General features: G+C 59.9%; 23 protein-coding genes. 10 read left to right on the forward strand and 13 right to left on the reverse strand.

Features of this window, described 5'->3' with window-relative positions; all coding sequences use genetic code 11:
- Positions 1–122 precede the first annotated feature (122 nt).
- Complete coding sequence (gene cho, locus FOY96_RS12865) at positions 123–1,013, forward strand: excinuclease Cho (RefSeq protein ID WP_182383381.1); 891 nt, start codon at positions 123–125, stop codon at positions 1,011–1,013.
- On the opposite strand, the gene ves is transcribed toward cho, so the two are convergent.
- The 7 genes from ves to astC all read right to left on the reverse strand — a co-directional run bounded on the left by ves (position 991) and on the right by astC (position 8,702).
- Positions 991–1,548 carry an environmental stress-induced protein Ves gene (gene ves / locus FOY96_RS12870; RefSeq protein WP_023311280.1) on the reverse strand — a complete coding sequence of 186 codons (558 nt, stop codon included), beginning with the start codon at positions 1,546–1,548 and terminating at the stop codon, positions 991–993. The two genes, cho and ves, sit on opposite strands and share 23 nt — an antisense overlap.
- Positions 1,549–1,845: 297 nt before the next feature.
- Positions 1,846–2,340, reverse strand: coding sequence for an ATP-independent periplasmic protein-refolding chaperone Spy (spy, locus tag FOY96_RS12875; protein ID WP_023311279.1), 495 nt, complete (start codon positions 2,338–2,340; stop codon positions 1,846–1,848).
- 338 nt (positions 2,341–2,678) lie between these two features.
- Positions 2,679–3,644, reverse strand: coding sequence for a succinylglutamate desuccinylase (gene astE, locus FOY96_RS12880; RefSeq protein ID WP_094935580.1), 966 nt, complete (start codon positions 3,642–3,644; stop codon positions 2,679–2,681).
- Positions 3,645–3,654: 10 nt separating this feature from the next.
- Entirely contained in the window at positions 3,655–4,980 is a 1,326-nt protein-coding gene (gene astB / locus FOY96_RS12885) for an N-succinylarginine dihydrolase (RefSeq protein ID WP_094935579.1), read from the reverse strand.
- A complete protein-coding gene (astD, locus tag FOY96_RS12890) occupies positions 4,967–6,454 on the reverse strand; it encodes a succinylglutamate-semialdehyde dehydrogenase (protein ID WP_143347205.1) in 1,488 nt (495 codons plus the stop codon). The genes astB and astD overlap by 14 nt, the downstream gene beginning before the upstream one ends.
- Positions 6,451–7,485 carry an arginine N-succinyltransferase gene (gene astA / locus FOY96_RS12895; protein WP_023311275.1) on the reverse strand — a complete coding sequence of 345 codons (1,035 nt, stop codon included), beginning with the start codon at positions 7,483–7,485 and terminating at the stop codon, positions 6,451–6,453. The genes astD and astA overlap by 4 nt, the downstream gene beginning before the upstream one ends.
- Complete coding sequence (gene astC / locus FOY96_RS12900; protein ID WP_143347206.1) at positions 7,482–8,702, reverse strand: succinylornithine/acetylornithine transaminase; 1,221 nt, start codon at positions 8,700–8,702, stop codon at positions 7,482–7,484. The genes astA and astC overlap by 4 nt, the downstream gene beginning before the upstream one ends.
- 433 nt (positions 8,703–9,135) lie before the next feature.
- Here astC and xthA point away from each other — a divergent pair, with 433 nt between their 5' ends.
- The 6 genes from xthA to FOY96_RS12930 all read left to right on the forward strand — a co-directional run bounded on the left by xthA (position 9,136) and on the right by FOY96_RS12930 (position 15,311).
- Positions 9,136–9,942: an exodeoxyribonuclease III gene (gene xthA / locus FOY96_RS12905; RefSeq protein WP_023311273.1), complete on the forward strand. Its 807-nt coding sequence runs from the start codon at positions 9,136–9,138 to the stop codon at positions 9,940–9,942.
- Between the two features lie 6 nt (positions 9,943–9,948).
- Positions 9,949–10,632, forward strand: coding sequence for a TVP38/TMEM64 family protein (locus FOY96_RS12910; RefSeq protein ID WP_096151603.1), 684 nt, complete (start codon positions 9,949–9,951; stop codon positions 10,630–10,632).
- Between the two features lie 15 nt (positions 10,633–10,647).
- The gene (locus tag FOY96_RS12915; RefSeq protein WP_415270592.1) at positions 10,648–11,808 is read left to right on the forward strand and encodes an ABC transporter substrate-binding protein; all 1,161 of its coding nucleotides are present in this window, start codon (positions 10,648–10,650) and stop codon (positions 11,806–11,808) included.
- A complete protein-coding gene (locus FOY96_RS12920; protein ID WP_143347208.1) occupies positions 11,781–13,310 on the forward strand; it encodes an ABC transporter permease family protein in 1,530 nt (509 codons plus the stop codon). The genes FOY96_RS12915 and FOY96_RS12920 overlap by 28 nt, the downstream gene beginning before the upstream one ends.
- Positions 13,310–13,930 carry an ATP-binding cassette domain-containing protein gene (locus tag FOY96_RS12925; RefSeq protein WP_143347209.1) on the forward strand — a complete coding sequence of 207 codons (621 nt, stop codon included), beginning with the start codon at positions 13,310–13,312 and terminating at the stop codon, positions 13,928–13,930. The genes FOY96_RS12920 and FOY96_RS12925 overlap by 1 nt, the downstream gene beginning before the upstream one ends.
- Before the next feature lie 73 nt (positions 13,931–14,003).
- A complete protein-coding gene (locus FOY96_RS12930) occupies positions 14,004–15,311 on the forward strand; it encodes a sulfurtransferase (protein WP_143347210.1) in 1,308 nt (435 codons plus the stop codon).
- Here the strand turns inward: FOY96_RS12930 and FOY96_RS12935 are convergent.
- Both FOY96_RS12935 and FOY96_RS12940 read right to left on the reverse strand, forming a co-directional pair.
- Positions 15,308–15,925 carry a CDP-alcohol phosphatidyltransferase family protein gene (locus FOY96_RS12935; protein WP_143347211.1) on the reverse strand — a complete coding sequence of 206 codons (618 nt, stop codon included), beginning with the start codon at positions 15,923–15,925 and terminating at the stop codon, positions 15,308–15,310. The genes FOY96_RS12930 and FOY96_RS12935 overlap by 4 nt on opposite strands.
- Positions 15,918–16,487, reverse strand: coding sequence for a carboxymuconolactone decarboxylase family protein (locus FOY96_RS12940; protein WP_045889122.1), 570 nt, complete (start codon positions 16,485–16,487; stop codon positions 15,918–15,920). The genes FOY96_RS12935 and FOY96_RS12940 overlap by 8 nt, the downstream gene beginning before the upstream one ends.
- A 75-nt stretch (positions 16,488–16,562) precedes the next feature.
- Between FOY96_RS12940 and FOY96_RS12945 the strand changes: the two genes are divergently transcribed.
- Complete coding sequence (locus tag FOY96_RS12945) at positions 16,563–16,979, forward strand: pyrimidine (deoxy)nucleoside triphosphate diphosphatase (RefSeq protein WP_032657918.1); 417 nt, start codon at positions 16,563–16,565, stop codon at positions 16,977–16,979.
- Here FOY96_RS12945 and FOY96_RS12950 read toward each other — a convergent pair.
- Positions 16,939–17,217, reverse strand: a complete 279-nt coding sequence (locus FOY96_RS12950) for a DUF1496 domain-containing protein (RefSeq protein ID WP_029742006.1) — start codon at positions 17,215–17,217, stop codon at positions 16,939–16,941. The genes FOY96_RS12945 and FOY96_RS12950 overlap by 41 nt on opposite strands.
- 228 nt (positions 17,218–17,445) lie before the next feature.
- Here FOY96_RS12950 and gdhA point away from each other — a divergent pair, with 228 nt between their 5' ends.
- Positions 17,446–18,789, forward strand: coding sequence for an NADP-specific glutamate dehydrogenase (gene gdhA / locus FOY96_RS12955; RefSeq protein WP_039262035.1), 1,344 nt, complete (start codon positions 17,446–17,448; stop codon positions 18,787–18,789).
- Between the two features lie 71 nt (positions 18,790–18,860).
- Here gdhA and FOY96_RS12960 read toward each other — a convergent pair whose 3' ends face one another.
- The 3 genes from FOY96_RS12960 to FOY96_RS12970 all read right to left on the reverse strand — a co-directional run bounded on the left by FOY96_RS12960 (position 18,861) and on the right by FOY96_RS12970 (position 22,483).
- Positions 18,861–20,768 carry a DNA topoisomerase III gene (locus FOY96_RS12960; protein WP_143347212.1) on the reverse strand — a complete coding sequence of 636 codons (1,908 nt, stop codon included), beginning with the start codon at positions 20,766–20,768 and terminating at the stop codon, positions 18,861–18,863.
- Between the two features lie 4 nt (positions 20,769–20,772).
- Positions 20,773–21,816: a selenide, water dikinase SelD gene (gene selD, locus FOY96_RS12965; protein ID WP_039262032.1), complete on the reverse strand. Its 1,044-nt coding sequence runs from the start codon at positions 21,814–21,816 to the stop codon at positions 20,773–20,775.
- Positions 21,817–21,931: 115 nt separating this feature from the next.
- Positions 21,932–22,483 carry an NAD(P)H nitroreductase gene (locus tag FOY96_RS12970; protein ID WP_047061604.1) on the reverse strand — a complete coding sequence of 184 codons (552 nt, stop codon included), beginning with the start codon at positions 22,481–22,483 and terminating at the stop codon, positions 21,932–21,934.
- 167 nt (positions 22,484–22,650) lie between these two features.
- Here FOY96_RS12970 and sppA point away from each other — a divergent pair, with 167 nt between their 5' ends.
- Positions 22,651–24,507, forward strand: a complete 1,857-nt coding sequence (gene sppA, locus FOY96_RS12975; RefSeq protein WP_047651925.1) for a signal peptide peptidase SppA — start codon at positions 22,651–22,653, stop codon at positions 24,505–24,507.
- Positions 24,508–24,524: the final 17 nt, after the last annotated feature.

Raw genomic sequence — 24,524 nt, forward strand, 5'->3', positions numbered from 1 at the left:
TCCCATGGGAGAGGGTTGAGGTGAGGGCATCAAGCCGCACGTCCTGGCCGGGTAAGGCTTAGCCGCCACCCGGCTCTTTTTTAACCATCACACTCCTGCTACACTGTATGCCTGAACAGTATATGGAGCAGTATGTGAGCAGGCGTCAATCCGCCCCGCGTCTTGAATTTGAAGCGGCGGCTATCTACGAATATCCCGAGCACCTTCGCCCCTGGCTTGAGGCGCTGCCTAAACAGCCGGGCGTGTACATCTTTCACGGTGAAAGCGATACCCTGCCGCTCTATATCGGCAAGAGCGTTAACATTCGCAGTCGGGTGTTATCCCATCTCCGTACGCCGGACGAGGCCGCCATGCTGCGCCAGTCGCGACGCATTTCCTGGTTCCAGACGGCGGGAGAAATGGGCGCGCTGTTGCTGGAGGCGCGGTTGATAAAAGAACAACAGCCGTTGTTCAATAAGCGCCTGCGCCGCAACCGTCAGCTCTGCTCGCTGCAGATAAACGATGGCAGGCCGCAGGTCGTCTACGCGCGCGACGTCGATTTTTCTCATGCCCCGAATCTCTATGGGCTATTCGCCAATAAACGCGCCGCGCTCCAGGCGCTGCAGACGCTGGCGGACGATTTACAGCTTTGCTACAGCCTTTTAGGTCTGGAGGCAACCACCCGCGGACGCGCCTGTTTTCGATCCGCGCTGAAGCGCTGCGCCGGTGCGTGCTGCGGGAAAGAGAGCGTTGAGGCGCATCACGCCCGGCTTCTCACCGGTCTGGCGGCCATCAGCGTGAACTGCTGGCCCTGGGAAAGCGCCGTTGCGCTAAAAGAAGTGGGCGAGGCCATGACCCAGTATCACATCGTCAACAACTGGCTCTGGCTGGGCGCTGTCGACGACATCAACGACGCGGCAACCCTGCTGCGCACGCCCGCCGGATTTGACCACGATGGCTACAAAATTCTCTGTAAACCGGTCCTGACAGGAAAGTTTGAGATCATTGTGCTCAATGACCCGGCAGCCACGTGATTTCGCTGAACAATAAGGTGCCCTGAGCCTCCAGCAGACGCAGCGTATGGGTACCCTCCTCCCAGCTGGCACCCTGATCGGCCGTCAGCAATTTATCGCCCAGCTGCCACGCCCCGCTTAGCACGAACACCACGCCCCCGCGTGAGCCAAAGGTGGTGAAGGTTCGGTCAGCAACGCGCACCTTCGCCCGGCAGCAGTCGCGCCGGGTCATGATGTTAAAGTCCATCGCCATCCGCCCATCTGAAAGCAGCGCTTTCACCGGCAGATCGCCGGCAAAACTGTAGGGCTGATGATGCTTGAGGGTATGGGAGAACGCCTGACCCGCGTCCAGCGTCACCTCTCCCCCTTCCAGCAAGGTAATCACCCGGTCAACACCGGGAAACGAGGAGAATTCGCCGTTGCTGGCAATCGTCGCGATACTGGCACGCCAGTGAAAATCGCGCGTCGCGGGAGGGAAGCAGCAAATCTCACGCGTTTCGCCAGCACCATTGCGCCAGAGGCTGACCGGCATCTTACGGATATCAAAGAACTCCATTACCACTCCTGAATGGCACAACCCGTGCCAGGGCAAGGATATCGCTATCGTTGCTGTCTTGTTTGTTATCGTTGGGTATTCACAGAAACAGTATCGGCAGCAGAGCGGGCAGGCCTTAGCTGAACGTTAATAAAAATTCTAACGCCATGACTCTGCAAACATTCTCTGAAGCGACTACAGGAGGATACCGCGCTGGCGGCGGCAGGCAAGAGGGCAGGAAAGAAAAACCGCCGGTCCTGTCCACAGCGGTTGCGCTTTTGTGGACAGGATCCCGGCGGTCTTAAGAGAGTGAACCGATTATTCGGTTGGAGCTGGCATTTTACCTTCCATCGCCGGACGTTCTGTCAGACGCTTCTCAAAATTCGCATTAAATTGTTTTTTCTGTTCCGGGGTCAGAATGTTGTAGATCTTGTTCTGGGTTTCCATGTGAGCCAGCATGCGGGCTTTGTGCTGCTCGGCCATTTTGTCGATCTGCGCTTCGGCTTTCGCCTTATCGAAGCTGTCGCTGGCGATGATGTCATGCATCGCACGACGCTCTTCAAGCGGAGGACGTTTCATCTGGTCGCGTTCGCCTTTTCTGATGTCGCGGATCTGCTGCTTCTGGGCATCCGTCAGGTTGAGATCCTTAAACATCATCATCTCGTTGTGCATACCCGGACCTTTATGATGCATCATCATTTTGCCTTCAGCAGGCGCGGCAGTTGTAGTGGTCGCAGTATCTGCGGCGAACGCCATGCTGGTAGCGCCCAGAGCCAGGGTAGAAGCAACAAACAGTGCAGTAAACTTACGCATAATTTATTTCCTTTCTTTCAGTTATTCTTCGGCGCTATGCCGTGTTGACGAGATTAACTTTACGGGGTTTATCGTCAATTAGTCAGAGCAACGGTAAAACAATGAAAGTGTAAAAAACAAATTTTCGCCAAATGTGGAGGAAATAAGGATAAAGCGTGGAGAGTTGCAACAAAAAATATTTAACAGGATGATTTTAAAGAGATTAAGCAGAAGTATAGCGAAGTGAAGATCAATAATAAAGCAATTCACCAGGAATATTCTGCAAAACAAGCGCAAGCGCTTTAATCGTTAAGAAAAGTTTTTTACTTCCCCCACCCGAATGATGGGAGGGGAAAGGTTCAGGATATTTTTTCCAGCATCAGCCCGGCCCGCAGGCCAAACGCGACGGTGGGGTTAGGGAATAAGACATACTCGGTGGTGTTCTGCACCTCGTAACGTTCCTCGCCATCCTCAGCCAGCAGCGCCCCTTTGCGGAACGGGGTGAAGTTTAGGGTGTGTGCGGCCATATGGAGCTGGAAGGCATCGCTGCGGCGCGTGATCTGCTGTACGACCCGATACCGCTCAACGGGCTGATGCGCGTGCTCGGGAGCCGTACCGCCCAGCAGCGCTCGAAGGGCGAGATGCGTAGGCGCAAAGCGGGTCAGATCGTTCTGGCCGAACGGCAGCGCTTTTCCCAGTTCCAGCGTGCAGGACAGCGCAGCGAAACGTTCACAGGTGAAATGGGTGAACGTTCCGCCCGGCGACTGATGAAATACCAGCGCCTCCAGACCGGCGTCACCCAGCCAGCTCAGGAACGCTTCATCCCACGGCTGACTGCGCTGCGGCAGAACGCCGAAGCGAACGTGGTAGGACGCGCGGATTGCCGTATGCAGATCCAGATGCCAGCGCCCCGGCCCCGCGACGGCAAAAAACGCGGTCACGACGTTCTCCAGCCACTCAGCCCGCGCCGTTTCATCGCTCTGCGGAAACTGCGACCAGCGGCCGCCAAACATGCGGTTAATGTCGCTCACCAGATACCGTTTGTTTTGCGCCAGCGCAGGAGGATTGCCGAGCACCACCAGCACGCGGCACTTTAGTTCGATCTCATTGCGATACAGCGCACGCAGCAGCAGATCAACAATCTCGACGGGCGCGGTTTCATTCCCGTGGATACCCGTTGAAAGCAGCAGCGAGAGATCGCTTTTTACGGTCGGCGTCAGTTCAAGCACCCCGCGCCCCAGCCACCGCCAGCGAAATGAGGGGCCGTCCCCCTCTTTCAGTTCCGGCGTCTCATCGGCCAGGGTCAGCGCCAGTAAATTTTCCATATCCACTCCTTTAGCGCTGGAACGGGTAAACCGATCCCAGCTGCAGGATTGTCGATAACGCGTCCAGCGCCTCGCGTCCTTCACGCAGAAGCTGCGGGTCAACCAGATCCGCCTGCGTCAGACGATCGCGATAGTAGCGATCGACCCAGTCATTCAGCCGCGTAAAGAGCGTATCGTTCATCATGACCGCCGGGTTCACCGCCTGCATTTCGTCCTGGGTCAGGACCACGCGCAGACGTAAACAGGCGGGGCCACCGCCGTTGGCCATGCTTTCGCGCAGGTCAAACACGCGCAGTTCGTCAATCGGGTTATCGGCCTTGACCAGCTCCGTCAGGTAGCGCCACACGCCTTTATGATCCCGGGACTCCTGCGGCAGGACCAGCATCATGCTGCCATCGTCACGGCTCAGCAGCTGGCTATTGAACAGATAGGTTTCTACCGCGTCCTGCACGCTCACCGCCTCCGTGGGCACCTGGACTGGCGTGAAGCCGCGCACGCGCTCATGCAGCGTGGCGAGCAGCTTCTCCTGATGGGCAAACGCCTGCTCGTGGCAGAACAGCACCTGGCGGTTAGAAACGGCAATCACGTCGTTATGGAAAACGCCCTGGTCAATCACATGCGGGTTTTGCTGGGCAAAAACCACCTGGGAAGGATTGACCTGGTTCAGTCGGGCAACCGCCTGGCTCGCCGCCAGCGTCTGACGGGCAGGATAACGGGTTGGCGCGGCGTGGCCCCCCTCTTCTCGCCCGTAGATAAACAGCTGCAGACCCGGGTCGCCATAGTCGCCCCCCAGGCGGTTATGGTTGGCCGCGCCTTCGTCGCCAAACATCGCCACCTGCGGCAGGGCCTGATGCACCTCAAAATGGGCGTCATGGTTGAAAATGGCGCGCAGCACGCGCTCGGTGGTTTCCGCTTCGGTGGCGCGGTGGAATTTATTGTTCAGGTTCGCCACCGTCAGATGAACTTTGCCATCCAGCGTATCGGCTGACGGCGCGACGGTCGCCGCGTTTGCCACCCACATCGAGGAGGCGGAGCTTGCCGCGGAGAGCAGGTGCGGGGTCTGCGTACCCGCTTTTTCAACCACCTGCTCATCGGTACCGCTAAAGCCGAGCTGACGAAGGACCGCCACGTTCGGGCGTTCCTGCGGCGGGATCACCGCCTGCGGGAAACCGGCATCCGCCAGCGCTTTCATCTTCAGCAGCCCCTGCTTCGCCGCCAGCTTCGGGTTGGAGACCTGAAAACGGTGCTTCGTCGAGGCTTCATTACCAAAAGAGAGACCGGCATAGTGGTGCGTCAGCCCCACCAGCCCGTCAAAGTTAACCTCACGCGCTTTCATGACGATCCCCTCCGGTAAAATCCAGCCCCGGATTAAGCGTCTCCGGCAGCGTCAGCGCCGGGGTTTCCAGGCTCGCCATCGGCCACGCGCAGTAATCGGCGGCATACCACGCGCTGGCGCGATGGTTGCCCGACGCGCCCACGCCGCCGAACGGCGCGGTGCTCGCGGCCCCGGTCAGCGGTTTATTCCAGTTCACAATCCCGGCGCGCGCTTCCAGCAGCAGTTGGTCAAACTTCTCGCGATGCGGTGAAATCAGACCGCTCGACAGGCCGTAGCGGGTGTTGTTCGCCATCGCAATGGCCGCATCGAAATCGTCGTAACGCCAGACGCACAGCAGCGGGCCAAAGACCTCTTCATCCGGCACGCTGCTTGCACCGCTCATCTCTACAATGCCCGGCGTCAGCAGCGAAGCACCCGGCTGAACCTGCTTCGGCTCCAGCAGGGTTTTCGCGCCGCGCGCGACGTGGTCCTGCCAGGCCTTCAGCACGTTCAGCGCGGCCTGTTCGGAAATCAGCCCGCCGATAAACGGCTGCGGATCGGCATCCCACGCGGCAGGCACCAGACGCGCGCTCACTTCTACCAGACGCTTCAGGAAGGCATCCCCCTGCGCGCCGCGCTTGACCAGCAGACGGCGGGAACAGGTGCAGCGCTGTCCGGCGGTAATAAAGGCGGACTGAATTGTCAGGTGCACCGCGGCGTCGATATCGTCAGGGTCTTCCACAATCAGCGGGTTGTTGCCGCCCATCTCCAGCGCCAGGATTTTCTCCGGCTGCCCTGCCAGCTGGCGGTGCAGCTGATAGCCCGTACCGGCGCTGCCGGTAAACAGCAGGCCGTCGATATCGCTCAGCGCGCTCAGCGCCTGACCGGTTTCCCGCCCGCCCTGCACCAGGTTCAGCACGCCCGGCGGCAGGCCGGCCTGTTCCCACAGCTTAACCACCGCCTCGCCGGTGAATGGCGTGAGCTCGCTCGGTTTGAAAATGACGGTATTGCCCGCCAGCAGCGCAGGCACAATATGGCCATTCGGCAGATGCCCCGGGAAGTTATACGGGCCAAACACCGCCAGCACGCCGTGGGGACGGTGGCGCAGCGTGGCCGCGCCGTCCGGCATGTCGGTGTGCTGTTCACCGGTGCGGGTGTGGTACGCCTTCACCGAAATGGCGATTTTGTTGATCATCGCCGTCACTTCGGTTGTCGCTTCCCAGCGCGGTTTACTGGTTTCAGACGCGATGATGCGCGTCAGTTCGGCCTTGTTTGACTCCAGCAGGCCGGCGAACTTTTCAACAATTTCCTGGCGCACGGCGAAAGGCTGTTTTGCCCATGCCGGAAAAGCGCGGCGCGCGGCCTGGCAGGCTTGTTCTACCTGCGCGGCGCTGGCGTCATGCCCCTTCCAGAGCACCTCTTTTCCAACCGGATTGGTCTTTACGCGCTCTTCGCCTTCGCCCGTGACCCAGTCACCGTTAATCCATAATGTCATGCTGTTTTCTCCTCAGGGCAGAGACGCACCAGGCGAACCGTATCGCCGGCGTTACATTTCAGGGCATCCAGTTCTGCAGCCGTCAGCACCAGACGTTCACATTTCGGGTTGGTACGCACCAGCATGGCGCGGAAGTTGGCGTAATTTTCGTTCGACACCAGACAGGCGGGCCAGTCACCCGGCGCGGGCTGACCTTCAGAGACTTCAACCAGACGGCTTTTACGGATCGCGCGCACGCGGTCGATATCGCACTCAAGCGTTGGGCCGCCGTCAAAGATGTCGACATAGTTCCGGTAGCGGAACCCCTCTTTTTCCAGCACCGCGCGGGCGGGCGCGGTTTGCGGATGGACTTCGCCAATCACCGCCTGCGCTTCCGGGCTGAGGAAATGGGTATAGATAGGATGCTTCGGCATCAGTTCGGCGATAAAGGCTTTCTGGCCGGTGCCGCAGAGATAGTCCGCCCGGCTGAACTCCATCGAGAAGAAGCGCTCGCCCAGGCTCTCCCAGAACGGCGAGTAGCCGGTGTCGTCGATCACGCCGCGCATTTCAGCGACCACTTTTTCGTTAAAGCGATCGCGGAAGGCGGCCATAAACATAAAGCGCGATTTGGAGAGCAGGTAGCCGTTGCCCTCTTTGCGCCACGCCGGGTCGAGGAACAGCGTGCACAGCTCGCTGGCGCCCGTGTGGTCATTGCAGAGGAACAGCGTGGGCAGCGCGTTATAGACGTTCAGCTCTTTCGAGGCGTGAACCATGGTGCCGACGCGGTAGTTGTACCACGGGTCGTTAAGCCCGACGGCCACTTCAATGGCGCAGATCCCGGCCACGGTCCCCGTGTCGGTGTCTTCCAGCACGAACACATACCCCTGTTCGCTTTTTGGCAACGTCCCCTGCCAGGTTTGCAGGGCGCGCTCAATGCGCGCCGACAGCGTTTTTTCATCGGCAGGAAGCGAGGTCAGCCCGCCTCCCGTCTTACCGGCAAGCTGCATGAGCCCGGCGAGATCGCCGCGCTCAACGGGACGGATGACCATCATGATGACACCCCGGATTTCACTTTTTCACACGCCAGCGCAAAACGGTCCAGACCGGTTTGCACCTCTTCCTCGCTGACGATCAGCGCCGGCGCAAAACGCACCACGCTGGCACCGGCAATCAGCACCATCACGCCCACTTTTGCCGCTTCCTGTGAAATAAGTTTAGCTTTTCCGGCAAACTCGGCGGTGAGCTCGCAGCCGATTAACAGCCCCAGACCGCGAATTTCTTTAAACAGCCCCGTTTTGCCGTTGATGGCGTTCAGACGTTCAACAAACCAGTCGTGACGCTGCTTAACGCCTTTCAGCACCTCAGGCGTGTTAATGATGTCCAGAACCTGCCCGGCGACGGCGGTGGCCAGCGGGTTGCCGCCGTAGGTGGTGCCATGGGTACCTACGGTCATTACGCTGGCGAATTTATCGGTGGTCAGCGTCGCGCCAATCGGGAAGCCGCCGCCCAGCGCTTTGGCGGTCGAAAGCACGTCCGGCGTCACGCCGTAGTGCATATAGGCATACAGCTCGCCGGTGCGGCCCACGCCGGTCTGCACTTCGTCGAAAATCAGGACCGCGTTGTGGCGATCGCACAGCTCGCGCAGCCCCTGCAGGAAGGCTTTTTGCGCCGGAAGCACGCCGCCCTCGCCCTGCATCGGTTCGACGATCACCGCGCAGGTGGTGTCGTTAATCAGCTCGCTGGCGGACTGCAGATCGTTATAAACACCGTGACGGATATCCGGCGGCAGCGGTGCGAAATCCTGCGAGTAGGAAGGCTGGCCGCCCGCGCTGACGGTAAAGAGCGTGCGCCCGTGGAAGGCATTTTTAAACGCCACGATGCCGCTCTTGTGGGTACCAAATTTATCGTGCGCATATTTGCGCGCCAGCTTCAGCGCCGCTTCGTTGGCTTCCGCCCCCGAGTTACAGAAAAAGACCTTTTCGGCAAACGTCGCGTCGATCAGTTTTTTGGCCAGGCGCAGCGCGGGCTCGTTAGTAAAGCCGTTGCCGGTATGCCAGAACTTCGCCGCCTGGTCATTCAGCGCCTGACGCAGCGCAGGGTGCGCGTGACCCAGCGCGTTGACCGCAATCCCGCCTGCAAAGTCGATATACTCTTTACCCTGCTGATCCCACAGGCGCGAGCCTTCCCCACGAACCGGAATAAAAGCCGCCGGAGCGTAAACCGGCATCATCCATTCATCGAAATTTTCACGCGTAATTGACAGAGACATAGCGACCTCATCCGGTAAATAAAAAGTTATTTGAATGTTAAATAATTGAGTGTTTGCACTGTGAATGTAGATTGCAGCCTTCGTGCCAGCCAGCGATAAAATTGCATAAACGGGTTGAGGTAACAGAATATCAACAAGTTACAATATGGAGTTATTCACTGTTAGTGCATAAAAAGTGAATATTTTTACGACAAGCGGCGCTTTGCCGCATGAAAATCAGAAAGAGTATGCACAGGCCAAATATAATTCTGGAATTGTGATCGCTCGCGAAATTTATCGGTCATTTACGCCCTGTTTGAGGGCGATGCGCGTCAGAATGGTGCAAATATTGCACCACCGGCATTATCTGTCGCAGTTATTGGCCGAACCCGGTAACAGTTGACGCAAATTCTGCTACCATCCATGCACTATTCACCTTGCACTGGCAGCGACTATGAAATTTGTCTCTTTTAATATCAACGGCCTGCGCGCCCGCCCCCATCAGCTTGAAGCCATTGTTGAGCAACATCAGCCAGATGTGATCGGCCTGCAGGAGACCAAGGTTCACGACGACATGTTCCCCCTCGAAGAGGTGGCGAAGCTCGGCTACAACGTCTTCTATCATGGGCAGAAAGGCCATTACGGCGTTGCGCTGTTGACCAAAGAGACGCCAGTTTCAGTCCGCCGTGGGTTTCCCGGCGATGACGAAGAAGCACAGCGCCGCATCATCATGGCGGAACTGCCTTCCCCGCTGGGGAACATCACCGTGATTAATGGTTACTTTCCCCAGGGCGAGAGCCGCGACCATCCGACAAAATTCCCTGCTAAGGCCAAGTTTTATCAGGATCTGCAGAACTACCTGACAACCGAACTCAATAAAGACAATCCGGTGCTGATCATGGGTGATGTGAATATCAGCCCGACCGATCTGGATATTGGCATCGGTGAAGACAGCCGCAAACGCTGGCTGCGTACCGGCAAATGCTCCTTCCTGCCGGAAGAGCGCGAGTGGATGCAGCGCCTGCTGGACTGGGGGCTGGTGGATACCTTCCGTACCGCCAACCCGGACACGCAGGATCGCTTCTCGTGGTTTGACTACCGCTCAAAAGGCTTTGACGACAACCGCGGCCTGCGTATCGACCTGCTGCTCGCCAGTTCGCCGCTGGCAGAGCGTTGCATCGAAACCGGGATCGACTACGAGATCCGCAGCATGGAAAAACCGTCTGACCACGCGCCGGTGTGGGCTAAATTCAAGCTGTAATGACGCGTGAACATTCGAAAAATTGCTTTCCTGTGCGCCCTTCTGGGCGCATTTATTCTGTCGTTTGTCATGCTTCCCCCAGGCACGCTCTCCCTGGAAGGGATTAAAACCCACCAGCAGGCACTCCTCTCCCATGTTGACCACGCGCCGCTGCGAAGCGCGCTGATCTTTTTTGCGCTCTATGTGGCGGTTTCCGCCCTGTCGATCCCCGGCGCGGCGATCCTCACCCTGCTGGGCGGAGCGTTATTTCCCCTGTGGGAAGGCACCGTGCTGGTCTCGTTTGCCTCCACGCTCGGGGCGACGCTTGCGATGCTCGCCAGCCGTTATCTGCTGCGCGACGGGGTCCAGCGGCGGTTTGCTCAGCAGATGAAAACGGTGAACGCCGGTATGGCGCATGACGGCGCGGGCTATCTTTTTGCCCTGCGCCTGATGCCGCTGTTCCCGTTTTTCCTGGTGAATTTGCTGATGGGGCTGACCCGCATTGGAGTCTGCCGCTACTGGTGGGTCAGCCAGGCAGCCATGCTGCCCGCGACGGTGGTCTTTCTGAACGCCGGGCGCGAGCTGGGGAAAGTGGCGTCGCTGCGCGATATTTTGTCGCCGGGCATGCTAATCGCCTTTACACTACTGGGGTTATTGCCGCTGGCGACGCGCCGGCTGTTTTCCCGTTATCTCCCGTCTGTTAAAAAGTGAGGCATTATGCGCCGTGTGCGTTTTTGCGCGTTCCTGACCGGTCTGCTGCTTGCAGCCCCCCTCTGTGCCGCCGAAAGCTGGCATGATATTCAACAGCAGGCCAAAGGCCAGACCGTCTGGTTTAACGCCTGGGGCGGCGATCCGGCGGTCAACCGCTACCTTGAGTGGGTCAGCGGTGAGATGCAAACGCACTACGCCATTACCCTAAAAATTGTCCCGCTGGCGGACGCCGCCGATGCGGTAAAACGGATCCAGACGGAAGCCGCCGCGGGGCGTAAGGCCAACGGCTCGGTTGACCTGCTGTGGGTCAACGGCGAAAACTTCCGCACGTTAAAAGAGGCGAACCTGCTGCAAACCGGATGGGCGCAGACGTTGCCAGACTGGCGCTATGTCGATACCCGCAAACCCGTCACGGAAGATTTTGCGATTCCAACCGACGGGGCGGAATCCCCGTGGGGCGGCGCGCAGCTAACCTTTATCGCCCGCAAAGCCAGCATGCCGACGCCGCCGGTGGATCCGCAGGCGCTGCTGGCGTACGCGCAGCAGCATCCGGGCAAAGTCAGCTATCCTCGCCCGCCCGATTTTACCGGCACGGCCTTTCTGGAGCAGCTGCTGCTGACGCTCACCGATCGCCCTGATGCTTTACAAAAAGCGCCCGATGCAACGTTTGCTGAGGTTACGGCACCGCTCTGGGCCTACCTCGATAAGCTGCACCCGCTGCTGTGGCGCGAAGGAAAAGATTTCCCTCTCTCACCTGCCCGAATGGATAACCTGCTTGCCAGCGGCAGTCTGAACCTGTCGCTGACCTTTAACCCGGCTCATGCGCAGCAGAAAGTGGCGAGCGGCGAACTGCCTGCCGACAGCTACAGCTTTGGTTTCCAGAGCGGGATGCTCGGCAACGTCCATTTTGTGGCTATCCCGGCCAATGCCAGCGCGAGTGCGGGTGCAAAGGTGGTCGCTAATTTCCTGCTGTCACCGCAGGCGCAAATCCGCAAGGCCGACCCGGCCATCTGGGGAGACCCGAGCGTCCTGGATGCGAAAGCGCTGCCCGAAGAGGAAGCGAAACAGCTGCTGGCCCATACGCCTAAGGGGCTGCCGCAGGTGCTTGCAGAGCCGCAGTCCGCCTGGGTGAACGCGCTGGAGCAGGAATGGCTGCGTCGTTACGGCACCCGCTAAGCGGGCTTGTCTGGCTGGCGATGGCGGTGATTTATCTGCCGATCCTGCCCGCCGGCGTGATGCTGTTCGCACCGGCGCTTTCTGCGGCAAACTGGCAGCGGCTGCTGAACGATCCGCAGCTGCCTCAGGCGACCGTCGCCACGCTGGTCTCAACGCTCATCGCCACGCTGGGGGCGTTGCTGATTGCCCTTTTCTTCGTCTGCCTTTTGTGGCCCGGTCAACGCTGGCGGCGCCTCACGACCCGGCTGCCCTGGCTACTGGCGATCCCCCATGTGGCGTTCGCCACCAGCGCGTTACTGCTGTTTGCCGAGGGCGGTCTGTTTTATCAGCTCTGTACCATCTGTACGGCTCCGTTTGACCGCTACGGCGTCGGGCTGGGCCTGACGCTCGCGGTCAAAGAGAGCGCGTTCGTGCTGTGGGCCATTTACGCCGTGCTGCCGGAAAAACGGCTCGCGCAGCAGAAGATCGTCCTGCAAACCTTTGGCTACGGGCGTTATCAGACGCTCAGCTGGCTGATCCTCCCGGCGATCGCGCCTGTCCTCGGCGCGGTGATGCTGGCGGTGCTGGCATGGTCGCTCTCGGTCGTGGACGTGGCGATCGTTCTCGGGCCCGGCAACCCGCCCACCCTGGCCGTGCTGGCCTTTCAGTGGCTAAGCCAGGGCGACGCGCAGCAGCAGGCAAAAGGAATGCTGCTGTGCCTGCTTCTCCTTGTACTGCTGGCCGCGCTGGCCGCCCTCGGGTACGGCCTCTGGAAAGCATGGCGTCGCACGATCCCGAATCTCGCGGGGACGCGCCCCCGTTCTCCACTCGTCCTGCCTGAGCGGGCATTCAGCGGGTTACTACCCGCGTGCGGCGTCCTGTGCGCTGCGGTACTGCTGATGCTGGCGGAAGGGGGCGACGTGGGCCCCGTGGAGACCAGCCTTTCCTTCGGCCTGCTGTCGAGCCTGATCGCCCTCATCGTCATTTTTCTCTGGCTGGAATGGGGACCGCAGCGCGGCGCAGCGTGGGTGTGGTCACCGCTCGCCCTTCCTGCGCTGCCGCTCGTCACCGGGCAATACTTTATTGCATTGCGTCTGGGACTCGACGGGCACTATGCCGCCGTGCTCTGGAGCCATCTGCTGTGGGTATTACCCTGGATGCTGCTGGTTCTGCAGCCCGCCTGGCGGCGGATCGATCCCCGGCTTATCCTTACCGCCAGAACGCTCGGCTGGCGACGGGCGAAAATATTCTTACTGCTGAAATGCCCCATGCTGGTGCGCCCGGCGCTGCTGGCCTTTGCCATTGGTTTTTCCGTCAGCATGGCGCAATACATGCCGACGCTCTGGCTTGGCGCGGGGCGTTTCGCCACGCTGACCACTGAAACCGTCGCGCTCAGCAGCGGGGGCAGCATCCCTGTTCTCGCTAACCGGGCGCTGGGATTACTGCTGGTCACGGGCACGGTGTTCGGTCTTGCCGCCCTGTTATCCCGGCTCGCGGGCCGCTACCGTCAAGGATTACGTTAATGCTGAAGGTAAAAGATCTCACCATCGAACCGCTTTTCCGCGAGGTCAATTTTTGCGTTCCTCGCGGGGAGATCGTTACCCTGATGGGGTCGTCCGGCAGCGGCAAATCGACCCTTTTTGCGTGGATGATCGGCGCACTGTCAGACGATTTCCAGGCGCGGGGCGAACTGTGGCTCGACGCGCGTCGCTGCGACGGCCTTCCCGTTGAATCACGCGGGCTGGGCATTCTCTTTCAGGACGCGCTGCTGTTTGAACCGTTCAGCGTCGGGCAAAATTTGCTGCTGGCCTTGCCTGAGCGGATCGTCGGGAGAGCGCGTCGGGAAGCGGTCGAGCAGGCGCTGGATTCCGCCGGGCTGAGCGGTCATTACGCCAGCGATCCGGCCACCCTTTCCGGCGGGGAGCGTGCCCGGGTCAGCCTGCTTCGCGCCCTGCTCGCAGAGCCGCAGGCGCTGCTGCTGGATGAACCGTTCAGCCGTCTCGATAAAACGCTGCGCATAGCGTTTCGGGAATGGGTTTTTGACGCCGTCCGCGCGCGCAATATCCCGGTGGTGCTGGTCACGCACGATGAGGATGATATTCCGCCCGGCGGCGAGCTGATTGAGATTTCTCGCTGGCAATGATGTGCTAACGCAATGTTTTCCGTTTCGGGAGAGACGACAATGCCCCCCTCTTTTACTGACGTCAGGTTATTCGATGAAACGTGTTTCTCAACTGACCGCGCTGGCCCTGCTCTGCGGCCTCGCGTCCTTTTCCTCTCTGGCGGCTGATATGCCCAACGCGATGACGCTCTCCCAGCTTCAGGCGCAGCACGGCACGCCTGTCGACACCCGTCCCAGCGCGTTTTACAACGGCTGGCCGCAGACCCTCAGCGGCCCCTCAGGACATGAACCCGCCGCACTCAACCTGGCTGCCGCCTGGCTGGGCGCAATGAGCGACGAGCAGATTGCGCTTTGGGCAAAACAGCATCAGCTTACGCCCGCGACGGCCATCGCCCTCTACGGCGACGAGAACGATAACCTGGCGGTGAAGTCCCGTCTGGAGAAAGCCGGATACCGCCACGTCTCGCTGCTCAGCGACGCTCTGCAGACGCCCGACCGCCTTCAGCGCCTGCCTCACTTTGAACAGCTGGTTTACCCGCAGTGGATCCACCGCCTCCAGCAGGGTAAACCCGTGACCGCCGCGCCGGCGGGTGACTGGAAAGTGATTGAAGCCGCCTGGGGCGCACCGAAGTTTTACCTGCTGAACCACATTCCCGGCGCGGGCTACATCGACACCAACGAGGTGGAGAGCGAGCCGCTGTGGAATAAAGTCTCCGACGACGCGCTGAAAGCGATGCTGGCAAGGCACGGGATCCGTCACGACACCACCGTCATTTTGTATGGCCGTGACGTTTACGCCGCCGCGCGCGTGGCGCAGATCATGCTGTATGCGGGCGTGAAGGATGTGCGTATTCTCGACGGCGGCTGGAAGGCGTGGTCGGATGCAGGCCTGCCGGTTGAGCGCGGCACGCCCGGCAAAGTGGCGCCAGCCCCCGATTTTGGCGCGCCGATCCCCGGCCAGCCGCAGCTGATGGTTGATATGGAACAGGCGCGGGGGATGCTGCACCGTCAGGATGCCTCCCTGGTCAGCATTCGTTCGTGGCCGGAGTTCATCGGCGAAACCAGCGGCTACAGCTACATCAAGCCAAAAGGTGAAATAGCCGGTGCCCGCTGGGGTCACGCGGGCAGCGACGCGACCCATATGGAAGATTTCCATAATCCGGATGGCACCATGCGCAGCGCGGACGATATCGCCGCCCAGTGGAAGCGCTGGAATATTCTGCCGGAACAGCACGTCGCGTTTTACTGCGGCACCGGGTGGCGGGCGTCAGAAACCTTTATGTACGCCCGGGCGATGGGCTGGAAGAATGTCGCCGTCTATGACGGCGGCTGGTACGAATGGAGCAGTCACCCGCAGAACCCGGTCACTACCGGAGAGCGCGGGCCAGAGAGTGCGCTCTAAGGGCTGAGTGACTTTAGCGTCACATAGCCGCTCCAGACGCGCGTTGTGGTGGTCAGCCAGCACAGCGCGCCGAATACCCACGCGAACAGCGTAAAGTGCGCCGGGAACAGGCAGCACAGCACGAACAGGGCGATGGTCTCCGTCCCTTCCGTTAACCCACCGATGTAATAAAACGACTTGTGCGCATAGCCGGGGTTGTCGATGTCGTGCTTCGCGGCCAGCGCCGCAAACGCCAGAAAACTGCTGCCGGTACCGATAAACGCAAACAGCAGCCAGGCGGCCGCAAGCGCATTCTCTGCGGGAGCCGCGAGCGCAAAGCCAAACGGCACCAGGGCGTAGAACAGAAAATCGAGCGCGATGTCGAGAAATCCGCCCGCGTCGGTCAGCCCTCTCCTCCGCGCCAGCGCGCCGTCCAGACCATCCAGCAGGCGGTTAAGCACGATGGCGGCCAGCGCCGCCGGATACCAGCCGAGGGCCAGAAACGGCAGCGCCAGCACGCCGAAGACAAACCCGGTCAGGGTCAATCCGTCGGGCGTGATGCCCGGCTTATCCAGCACGGAAACCAGACGATTCAGAACGGGCTTTACCCGCGGATGAAGATGACGGTCAAGCATGAGGAGTCTCGTTAAACGTGGCGCACAGCCCCTGCGCCGGAATATCCAGCGCGGCATTAAAGCGGGCGGAGAGATTCTGAAACGCAATCAGCGCCGTCATCTCGGTGATGGCATCATCCGTGAAGTGGCGCTTCAGCGCCGTTCTGACTGCCTCATCCGCCCGGGGCGGCGTGGCGGTCATCGCCTCGGCGTAGGCCAGCGCCGCGCGCTCTTGCTCGGTAAACAAGGCGGAATCCTGCCAGTCGCTCACGGCCTGAACCTTATCCAGCGCGCCGCAGCGCTCGGCCAGACGCAGGCTGTTGGCATCAATACAGAAAGCGCAGTGACAGAGCTGGGATACCCGCGTCATGAGCAGCGAACGCAGCGCGGGCGTCAGGCGCGCGTGACGACGCTCCAGAAAGCCGACAAACAGCGCCACCAGCCAGAACAGACGCGGCATGCGCCCCCACCAGCGGGTGGGATTCAGCACCGCGCCAAAATGTTTTTTCTGCATGGCGGCTATCGGTTTTAGGCTGGCGGGAAGGGATTCGAGGGGGGCAACCCAGGCGGTGGACTCTTTCACCTGATTCTCCTGTTTACTGGACTCTGAGAAAGGGCACGATAATATGTCTTTTTTCGCTATCAATTATTGACGACCATGCTGAAAACACTCGATGTCGTTGCCGCCATCATCGAAAAAGACGGCAACATTTTACTGGCGCAGCGCCCTGCCCACGCCGACCAGCCGGGAATGTGGGAATTTGCAGGCGGTAAAGTCGAGGCCGGAGAAACCCAGCCAGAAGCGCTTATCCGCGAGCTGCGTGAAGAGTTGGGCATTGACGCCCTGCCGGGGCAATACGTGGCAAGCCACCAGCGGGAAGTCTCGCAGCGGTTGATTAACCTGCATGCCTGGCACGTTCCTGCTTTTCGCGGCGAGCTCACGGCGCACTACCACAGCGCGCTCGCGTGGTGTACGCCGGAAGAGGCGTTTGGCTACGCCTTAGCCCCCGCGGATATTCCGCTGCTGGAAGCCTTTATTGTTTTACGCGACGCCAGACCAGCGGGTTCGTGCTGATGGCGCGCTCGTCGCGCTGGCACTGCAGCAGAATGCCGTCCGCTTTCACAACGGCCCCTTCCGAGTAGTTCTGATTCTGATAGATACAGCACTGATTACAGGGCTGCACCGTTTGATTCTGGCCGCTGGAGCTAAACACTTCCGGCGGCACATTCACTTCCACGTCCGGGAGAATGGGGTTGGCCTGCACGCCTGCAGTAAAGATCAGACATAACGCGGTGAGTAGATAACGTTTCATAGACACATCTTCCAGTAGTTCCTTGATAATGACTATAACGGTAAACCAGAGCCGAACCTTTAATTTATCTCTTCATCGCTTTTCGTTATGACGCCCGCCCTCTCATTAATTTCCCTTTCGTCATAAATTTCTGCTTGCCTCACAAAGCGGTACGGGTGGTATAGTCAAAAAAACAACACAAATCGCATAAGTAATAAACATAAAATACGATAAGAGGTTCTTATATCTATGGATCAGACACGCTCTCTGGAAAGTTTCCTTGCCCATGTTCAGCAGCGCGACCCGCACCAAAGCGAGTTCGCGCAGGCCGTGCGTGAAGTTATGACCACCCTGTGGCCCTTCCTTGAACAAAACCCGCGTTATCGCCAGATGTCTCTGCTTGAACGCCTTGTCGAGCCAGAGCGCGTGATCCAGTTCCGCGTGACGTGGGTTGACGATCGCAACCAGGTACAGGTTAACCGGGCGTGGCGCGTTCAGTTTAACTCGGCCATTGGCCCGTTTAAGGGCGGCATGCGTTTTCATCCGTCCGTGAACCTGTCGATTCTGAAATTCCTCGGCTTCGAGCAGACCTTTAAAAACGCCCTCACCACGCTACCGATGGGCGGCGGGAAAGGCGGCAGCGATTTCGACCCGAAAGGCAAAAGCGAAGGCGAAGTGATGCGCTTCTGCCAGGCGCTGATGACCGAACTCTACCGCCACCTCGGCCCGGATACCGACGTTCCTGCCGGTGATATCGGCGTGGGCGGACGTGAAGTGGGCTTTATGGCCGGGATGATGAAAAAGCTCTCCAACAACAGCGCCTGCGTCTTTACCGGCAAGGGGCTGTCGTTTGGCGGGAGCCTGATCCGCCCGGAAGCGACCGGGTACGGCCTGGTTTACTTCACCGAGGCGATGCTCAAGCGTCACGGTTTAGGCTTTGAAGGCATGCGCGTCGCGGTGTCCGGCTCCGGTAACGTGGCGCAGTACGCTATTGAGAAAGCGATGCAGCTTGGCGCTCGCGTGGTGACCGCCTCTGACTCCAGCGGCACGGTAGTGGATGAAGCGGGCTTCACGGCAGAGAAGCTGGCGCGCCTGTGTGAAATCAAAGCCAGCCGCGACGGTCGCGTGGCGGATTATGCCCGGGAGCTTGGCCTGACCTACCTGGAAGGGAAACAGCCGTGGGGCGTGCCGGTGGATATCGCCCTGCCGTGCGCAACGCAGAACGAGCTGGATGCGGACGCCGCGCGTACCCTGATTAGCAACGGCGTAAAAGCGGTGGCCGAAGGGGCGAATATGCCGACCACCATCGACGCGACGGACCTGTTCCTGGAAGCGGGCGTGCTGTTTGCGCCGGGCAAGGCCGCTAACGCGGGCGGCGTGGCGACCTCCGGCCTCGAGATGGCGCAAAACGCCGCGCGTCTCGGCTGGAAGGCGGAAAAAGTGGATGCACGCCTGCACCACATCATGCTGGATATTCACCATGCCTGCGTGGAGTACGGCGGCGAGGCGTCGCAAACCAACTACGTGCGCGGGGCGAATATCGCCGGGTTCGTGAAGGTGGCGGATGCGATGATTGGTCAGGGCGTGATTTAAGGTTTATCGCGTGCGGCCGGGAGCCCTCACCCCGGCCCTCTCCCACAGGGAGAGGGAGAAAACCGGGCGTATCAGGCCGCGCTCTTTTTCTTCTTGAACGGTTTCTTCGCGCCGCCACCGGGCGCAACCATCCCTCTGAACGTTTTCACCGGCGTGCTGCGCGCCTGATCGATCAGCTGGTAAAGCGTCCCGACCAGCGGCTGCATAAAGTCCTGATAGCGGCACTGCTTCTCGCTGATCTGCGTCAGCACCGATTCCCAGTGCGCGGTCATGTCCGGCCTCGCGGCCAGCTCCGGCAGAGAATGAATCAGCGCCCGGCCCGGTTCCGTTGAGTGGATGTAGCGTCCCTTTTTCTCCAGGAAGCCGCGCTTAAAGAGCAGCTCGATGATCCCCGCTCGCGTCGCTTCCGTCCCCAGACCGTCGGTGGCGCGCAGGATCTTCTTCAGATCTTTATCCTGCACAAACCGGGCGATCCCGGTCATCGCCGACAGCAGTGTCGCATCGGTGAAATGGCGCGGCGGCTGGGTCTGACGTTCAACCACTTCGCCCTTCTCGCACAGCAGTTCGTCATCTTTGGCGACCACCGGCAGCGGCGTGCCGTCGTTCTCTTCGTCGCGCTCTTTGTTACCCAGCAGCGTGCGCCAGCCCGCTTCCGCGAGGAAACGCGCTTTGGCGATAAACTTGCCTTTGGCAATCTCAAGCTCAATCACGCACTTACGGAATACCGCGTCCGGGCAGAACTGCATCAGGTACTGACGGGCGATCAGGTTATAGACCTTCGCTTCGTTATCCGTCAGGTTGACGCTGCTGGCGCGCGCCGTCGGGATAATCGCGTGGTGGGCATCGACTTTTTTGTCGTCCCAGCAGCGGTTATGGGTGTCCGGATTCACCGCCGGCTGCGGGAGCAGATCCGGCGCGTGGACGCTGATGGCGTTCATCACCGAATGGCGTCCGGCAAAGTGCTCTTCCGGCAGATAGCGGCTGTCCGAACGCGGATAGGTGATGAGCTTGTGGGTTTCGTAGAGCTTCTGGCAGATGTCCAGCACGTTCTGCGCGCTTAAGCCAAACTTTTTGGCCGCCTCAATCTGAAGTGCAGAAAGCGAGAACGGCAGCGGCGCGGGTTCTGATTCCCGTTTATCGTTATAGCTGGTGACGATAGCCGGCTGGCCGGTAATGCGGTTAACCACGTGATCCGCCAGCGGACGATGGAGCAGTCGCCCCTCTTCATCCTGATACGATTCACAGGCATCGCTAGGCTGCCAGACGGCGGTAAAGCGTTCGTCTTTAGGCGTGACGATATGCGCTTTCACCTCAAAGAAATCTTTGGCGACGAAGTTCTCAATCTCTTCGTCACGACGCACGACCAGCCCCAGCACCGGCGTCTGCACGCGCCCCACGGAGAGCACGCCCTGATAGCCCGCGTTGCGCCCGAGGATGGTGTACGCGCGGGTCATGTTGATGCCGTACAGCCAGTCGGCGCGGGCGCGGGCTAAAGCCGAGACGCACAGCGGAATAAACTCGCTGTTGGCGCGCAGGCGAGAGATCGCCCGCTCAACGGCCTGCGGGTTGAGGTCGTTAATCAGGCAGCGCTGCACCTGCTGGCGCTTTTCCGGCGCCAGCTCAAGATAGTCCAGAACCTCATCCACCAGCAGCTGCCCTTCCCTGTCCGGGTCACCCGCGTGCACAATTTCAGCGGCGTCATGCAGGAAGCGCTTAATCACGTTGAGCTGTTTGGTGACCGAAGGTCGGGGCTGCAGGCGCCATTTTTCCGGCACGATGGGCAGATCGTTTAAATTCCAGCGGGCGTAGCGGCTGTCGTAGACATCCGGCTGCGCCTGCTCAAGCAGGTGACCAATACACCAGGTGACCACCTGCCCGTTACCGCATTCGATAAAGCCGTCGCCTTTGCGATGCGGTTTAGGCAGCACATCGGCAATAGCACGGGCCAGGCTCGGCTTTTCGGCAATAAACAACCGCATCGAATTAACGGATCTCAATCATCGGTCGGCCACCGCGCGCGGTCACCAGCTCGCCGATCGCCGTCAGGGTGATGCCGAACTCGGCGGCAGTGGCCTGAACCTCGGCTTCGGATTCCGGCGTGACCGCCAGCAGCAGGCCGCCGGAGGTTTGCGGATCGCACAGCAGGCTGCGCCACTCCTCAGGCATTTCGCCCATCAGGTGACCGTAGCTGGCGAAGTTGCGCTGGGTACCGCCCGGGACCGCGCCCTGAGCAATATACTCCTCCACGCCCGGCAGCTTCGGCACGTCCTGATACCAGACCTGCGCCTGCACGCCCGCGCCCTGACACACTTCAGAGAGGTGCCCCAGCAGGCCAAAACCGGTGACGTCGGTCATCGCCTTCACGCCGTCGATATTGGCAAACGCCGCACCGGCGAGGTTCATCTGGCACATGACTTCCGTTGCCAGGCCTTTGTGCTCCGGTTTCAGCAGGGATTTTTTCTCGGCGGTGGTCAGCACGCCGATGCCCAGCGGCTTGGTGAGGAACAGTTTGCAGCCCGCCTGCGCGGTGCTGTTGCGCTTCACGCGTTCGGTCGGCACTACGCCGGTAACGGCCAGGCCAAAGATAGGCTCCGGCGCATCAATAGAGTGACCGCCGGCCAGGGCAATCCCCGCCTGCTGGCAGGCAAAGCGTCCGCCATCAATCACCTCGCGTGCCACTTCCGGCGGGATGGTGTTGATCGGCCAGCCCAGAATGGCAATCGCCATGATCGGCTTACCGCCCATCGCGAAGATATCGCTGATGGCGTTGGTGGCCGCAATTCGCCCGAAGTCGAACGGGTTGTCGACAATCGGCATAAAGAAGTCGGTAGTACTGATAATGCTGGTGCCGTTACCTAAGTCATAAACTGCAGCATCGTCACGCGTTTCATTGCCGACAAGCAGGTTCGGGTCGACAAACTTCGCCTGTTCACTGTGCAGGATGGTCTCCAGCACTTTCGGGGAAATTTTACAACCGCAACCGGCTCCGTGGCTGTACTGCGTTAAACGAATGGTTTGCTCGCTCATGGACGTCTCCTGTCATCTCAATCGCGCTATGGTAGCGCTCATTCCATAAAGAGGTAAGTATGACTGTCTGAATTCTGCGGCAGATGCTCAGAATCCAGACAGTTTAGGTGCGTTATCAGAAATGGCTGACGAAAGGCGTGGTGTCCGGAATGCTGATGGTGCTGGAGGCTTTAAGCTGCGGGGTGCCGAGATAGAGGAAACCGACAATTTTGTCATGCTCACCGCAGCCAAAACCGTCACGGACCGCCGGGCTTTCGGTCAGCGCACCGGTACGCCAGATACCGTTAAAGCCCTGCGCGACGGCGGCCATTTGCATCGCCATGACCGCACAGCCTGCGGACATTTCCTGTTCCCAGACCGGCACCTTATGGTCAGCCTGGCATTTCGCCACGACGGCGATAATCATCGGGGCGCGGAACGGGGCATTGCGCGCCTTGTCGATACCTTTCTCATCCTGCCCGGCGGCAACCGCGCCCTGCTCCAGCAGCTGGCTGAAACGATCGCGGCCTTCGCCTTCAATCACAAAGAAGTGCCACGGCTGCAGCGTGCCGTGATCGGGGGCACGCATGCCGGCACGCAGAATGTTCTCCAGCTGCTCGCCTGCCGGGGCAGGTTCGGCCAGACGGGAAGCGCTACGGCGGTTAACAAGCAGTTCGAGTGCGTCCATTGGTTAACTCCTTTCTTGAAATTTACTCACAAAATTAACACGACGGCAGATTTTGTTACAGCCTGGCAGGCGATTCCTGCTGACAAGTGGCGGTTGGGTCATTACGATAACCCCACATTACCGTCCAGTGGCGACGGAAACAGTCATTTTCTGGTTAGGGAGAATACATGCGAACCCTTTGGCGAATCATTGCCGGTTTCTTTAAATGGACGTGGCGACTGCTCAACTTCGTCCGCAACCTGGTGATGAACATCTTCTTCATCCTGCTGGTTCTGGTTTGCGCGGGCATCTGGATGCATATCAGCAACGCGAATCAGGCGCAGCATTCGACTCGCGGGGCCCTGTTACTCGATATCACCGGCGTTATCGTTGATAAACCGTCCGCCAGCAACCGTCTGGGGGCAATCAGCCGCCAGCTGTTTGGCGCGACATCAGACCGTCTGCAGGAAAACTCCCTGTTCGATATCGTCGATACCATCCGCCAGGCCAAAGACGACCGTAACATCACCGGGATCGTGCTGGATCTGAAAGATTTCGCCGGAGGCGATCAGCCTTCAATGCAGTACATCGGTAAAGCGCTGCGCGAATTCCGCGACAGCGGCAAGCCGGTGATTGCCGTGGGCGACAGCTACAGCCAGGGGCAATATTATCTGGCGAGCTTCGCCAATAAAATCTGGCTCTCCCCGCAGGGGACGGTGGATCTGCACGGTTTTGCCACCAACGGCCTGTACTACAAATCCCTGCTCGACAAGCTGAAGGTTACCACCCACGTCTTCCGCGTCGGCACGTATAAATCAGCCGTCGAGCCGTTTATCCGCGACGACATGTCTCCTGCCGCCCGTGAAGCGGACAGCCGCTGGATTGGCGAGCTGTGGCAGAACTATCTCGGCACCGTTGCCGCCAACCGCCAGATTACGCCTGAGCAGGCGTTCCCCGGCGCGAAAGGCGTGCTGGATGGCCTGCGTAAGGTTGACGGTGATACCGCGAAATATGCTCTGGATAACAAACTGGTTGATGCCCTGGGCACCAGCGCCGAGATTGAAAAATCCCTGAGCAAGCAGTTTGGCTGGAGCAAAGAGGACAAAAATTACAGCGCCATCAGCATGTATGATTACTCGGCGAAAAAGCCGGATGACAGCGGTGACAGCGTCGCGGTGGTGTTTGCCAACGGCGCCATCATGGACGGCCAGGAGACGCCGGGGAACGTGGGCGGCGATACTACCGCGTCACAAATCCGCGATGCTCGCCTGGATCCAAAAGTGAAAGCGATCGTCCTGCGGGTGAACAGCCCTGGCGGCAGCGTCAGCGCCTCCGAGGTGATCCGCGCTGAACTGGCCGCGGCGCGTGCCGCCGGCAAGCCGGTCGTCGTATCCATGGGCGGAATGGCCGCCTCCGGTGGGTACTGGATCTCAACGCCAGCCAACTACATCGTGGCCAACCCAAGCACGCTGACCGGTTCGATTGGCATCTTCGGGGTGATCAACACCGTGGAAAACAGCCTGGATTCCCTGGGCGTGCATACCGATGGGGTTGCCACCTCTCCGCTGGCGGATGTGTCGGTGACCAAATCCCTGCCGCCGGAAGTCTCTGAAATGATGCAGCTCAGCATTGAGAACGGCTATAAACGCTTTATCACCCTGGTGGCGGACTCGCGTAAAAAGACGCCAGAGCAGATCGACCAGATTGCGCAAGGCCACGTCTGGACCGGCCAGGATGCGAAGAGCAACGGTCTGGTGGACAGCCTGGGCGACTTCGATGACGCGGTGAAGAAAGCCGCCGAGCTGGCGAAGCTCAAGCAGTGGCATATCGAGTATTACCAGGACGAGCCGTCGTTCTTCGATATGGTCATGGACAGCATGTCCGGCTCGGTACGCGCCATGCTGCCGGAGGCGATGCAGGCTTACCTGCCTGCGCCAGTGGCCACGGCGGCGAAAGCGATGAAGGCGGAAAGCGACAAGCTTGCGGCCTTTAACGATCCACAGAGTCGTTACGCGTTTTGCCTGACCTGCGCTAACGTCCGTTAAAAACCGTCCCCTCTTCA

Source organism: Enterobacter asburiae, from assembly GCF_007035645.1.
In the GTDB taxonomy this organism is placed as follows: Bacteria; Pseudomonadota; Gammaproteobacteria; order Enterobacterales; family Enterobacteriaceae; genus Enterobacter; species Enterobacter asburiae_B.

Coding starts and splice junctions, on each gene's coding strand:
- ves (WP_023311280.1), bottom strand. CDS start 1,548: ATGGAGTTCTTTGATATCCGTAAGATGCCGGTCAGCCTCTGGCGCAAT.
- astD (WP_143347205.1), bottom strand. CDS start 6,454: ATGACATTATGGATTAACGGTGACTGGGTCACGGGCGAAGGCGAAGAG.
- FOY96_RS12970 (WP_047061604.1), bottom strand. CDS start 22,483: ATGGACGCACTCGAACTGCTTGTTAACCGCCGTAGCGCTTCCCGTCTG.
- astE (WP_094935580.1), bottom strand. CDS start 3,644: ATGGAAAATTTACTGGCGCTGACCCTGGCCGATGAGACGCCGGAACTG.
- astA (WP_023311275.1), bottom strand. CDS start 7,485: ATGATGGTCATCCGTCCCGTTGAGCGCGGCGATCTCGCCGGGCTCATG.
- astB (WP_094935579.1), bottom strand. CDS start 4,980: ATGAAAGCGCGTGAGGTTAACTTTGACGGGCTGGTGGGGCTGACGCAC.
- astC (WP_143347206.1), bottom strand. CDS start 8,702: ATGTCTCTGTCAATTACGCGTGAAAATTTCGATGAATGGATGATGCCG.
- FOY96_RS12950 (WP_029742006.1), bottom strand. CDS start 17,217: ATGAAACGTTATCTACTCACCGCGTTATGTCTGATCTTTACTGCAGGC.
- FOY96_RS12925 (WP_143347209.1), top strand. CDS start 13,310: ATGCTGAAGGTAAAAGATCTCACCATCGAACCGCTTTTCCGCGAGGTC.
- FOY96_RS12930 (WP_143347210.1), top strand. CDS start 14,004: ATGAAACGTGTTTCTCAACTGACCGCGCTGGCCCTGCTCTGCGGCCTC.
- FOY96_RS12920 (WP_143347208.1), top strand. CDS start 11,781: ATGGCTGCGTCGTTACGGCACCCGCTAAGCGGGCTTGTCTGGCTGGCG.
- FOY96_RS12935 (WP_143347211.1), bottom strand. CDS start 15,925: ATGCTTGACCGTCATCTTCATCCGCGGGTAAAGCCCGTTCTGAATCGT.
- gdhA (WP_039262035.1), top strand. CDS start 17,446: ATGGATCAGACACGCTCTCTGGAAAGTTTCCTTGCCCATGTTCAGCAG.
- sppA (WP_047651925.1), top strand. CDS start 22,651: ATGCGAACCCTTTGGCGAATCATTGCCGGTTTCTTTAAATGGACGTGG.
- cho (WP_182383381.1), top strand. CDS start 123: ATGGAGCAGTATGTGAGCAGGCGTCAATCCGCCCCGCGTCTTGAATTT.
- selD (WP_039262032.1), bottom strand. CDS start 21,816: ATGAGCGAGCAAACCATTCGTTTAACGCAGTACAGCCACGGAGCCGGT.
- FOY96_RS12960 (WP_143347212.1), bottom strand. CDS start 20,768: ATGCGGTTGTTTATTGCCGAAAAGCCGAGCCTGGCCCGTGCTATTGCC.
- spy (WP_023311279.1), bottom strand. CDS start 2,340: ATGCGTAAGTTTACTGCACTGTTTGTTGCTTCTACCCTGGCTCTGGGC.
- xthA (WP_023311273.1), top strand. CDS start 9,136: ATGAAATTTGTCTCTTTTAATATCAACGGCCTGCGCGCCCGCCCCCAT.
- FOY96_RS12945 (WP_032657918.1), top strand. CDS start 16,563: ATGCTGAAAACACTCGATGTCGTTGCCGCCATCATCGAAAAAGACGGC.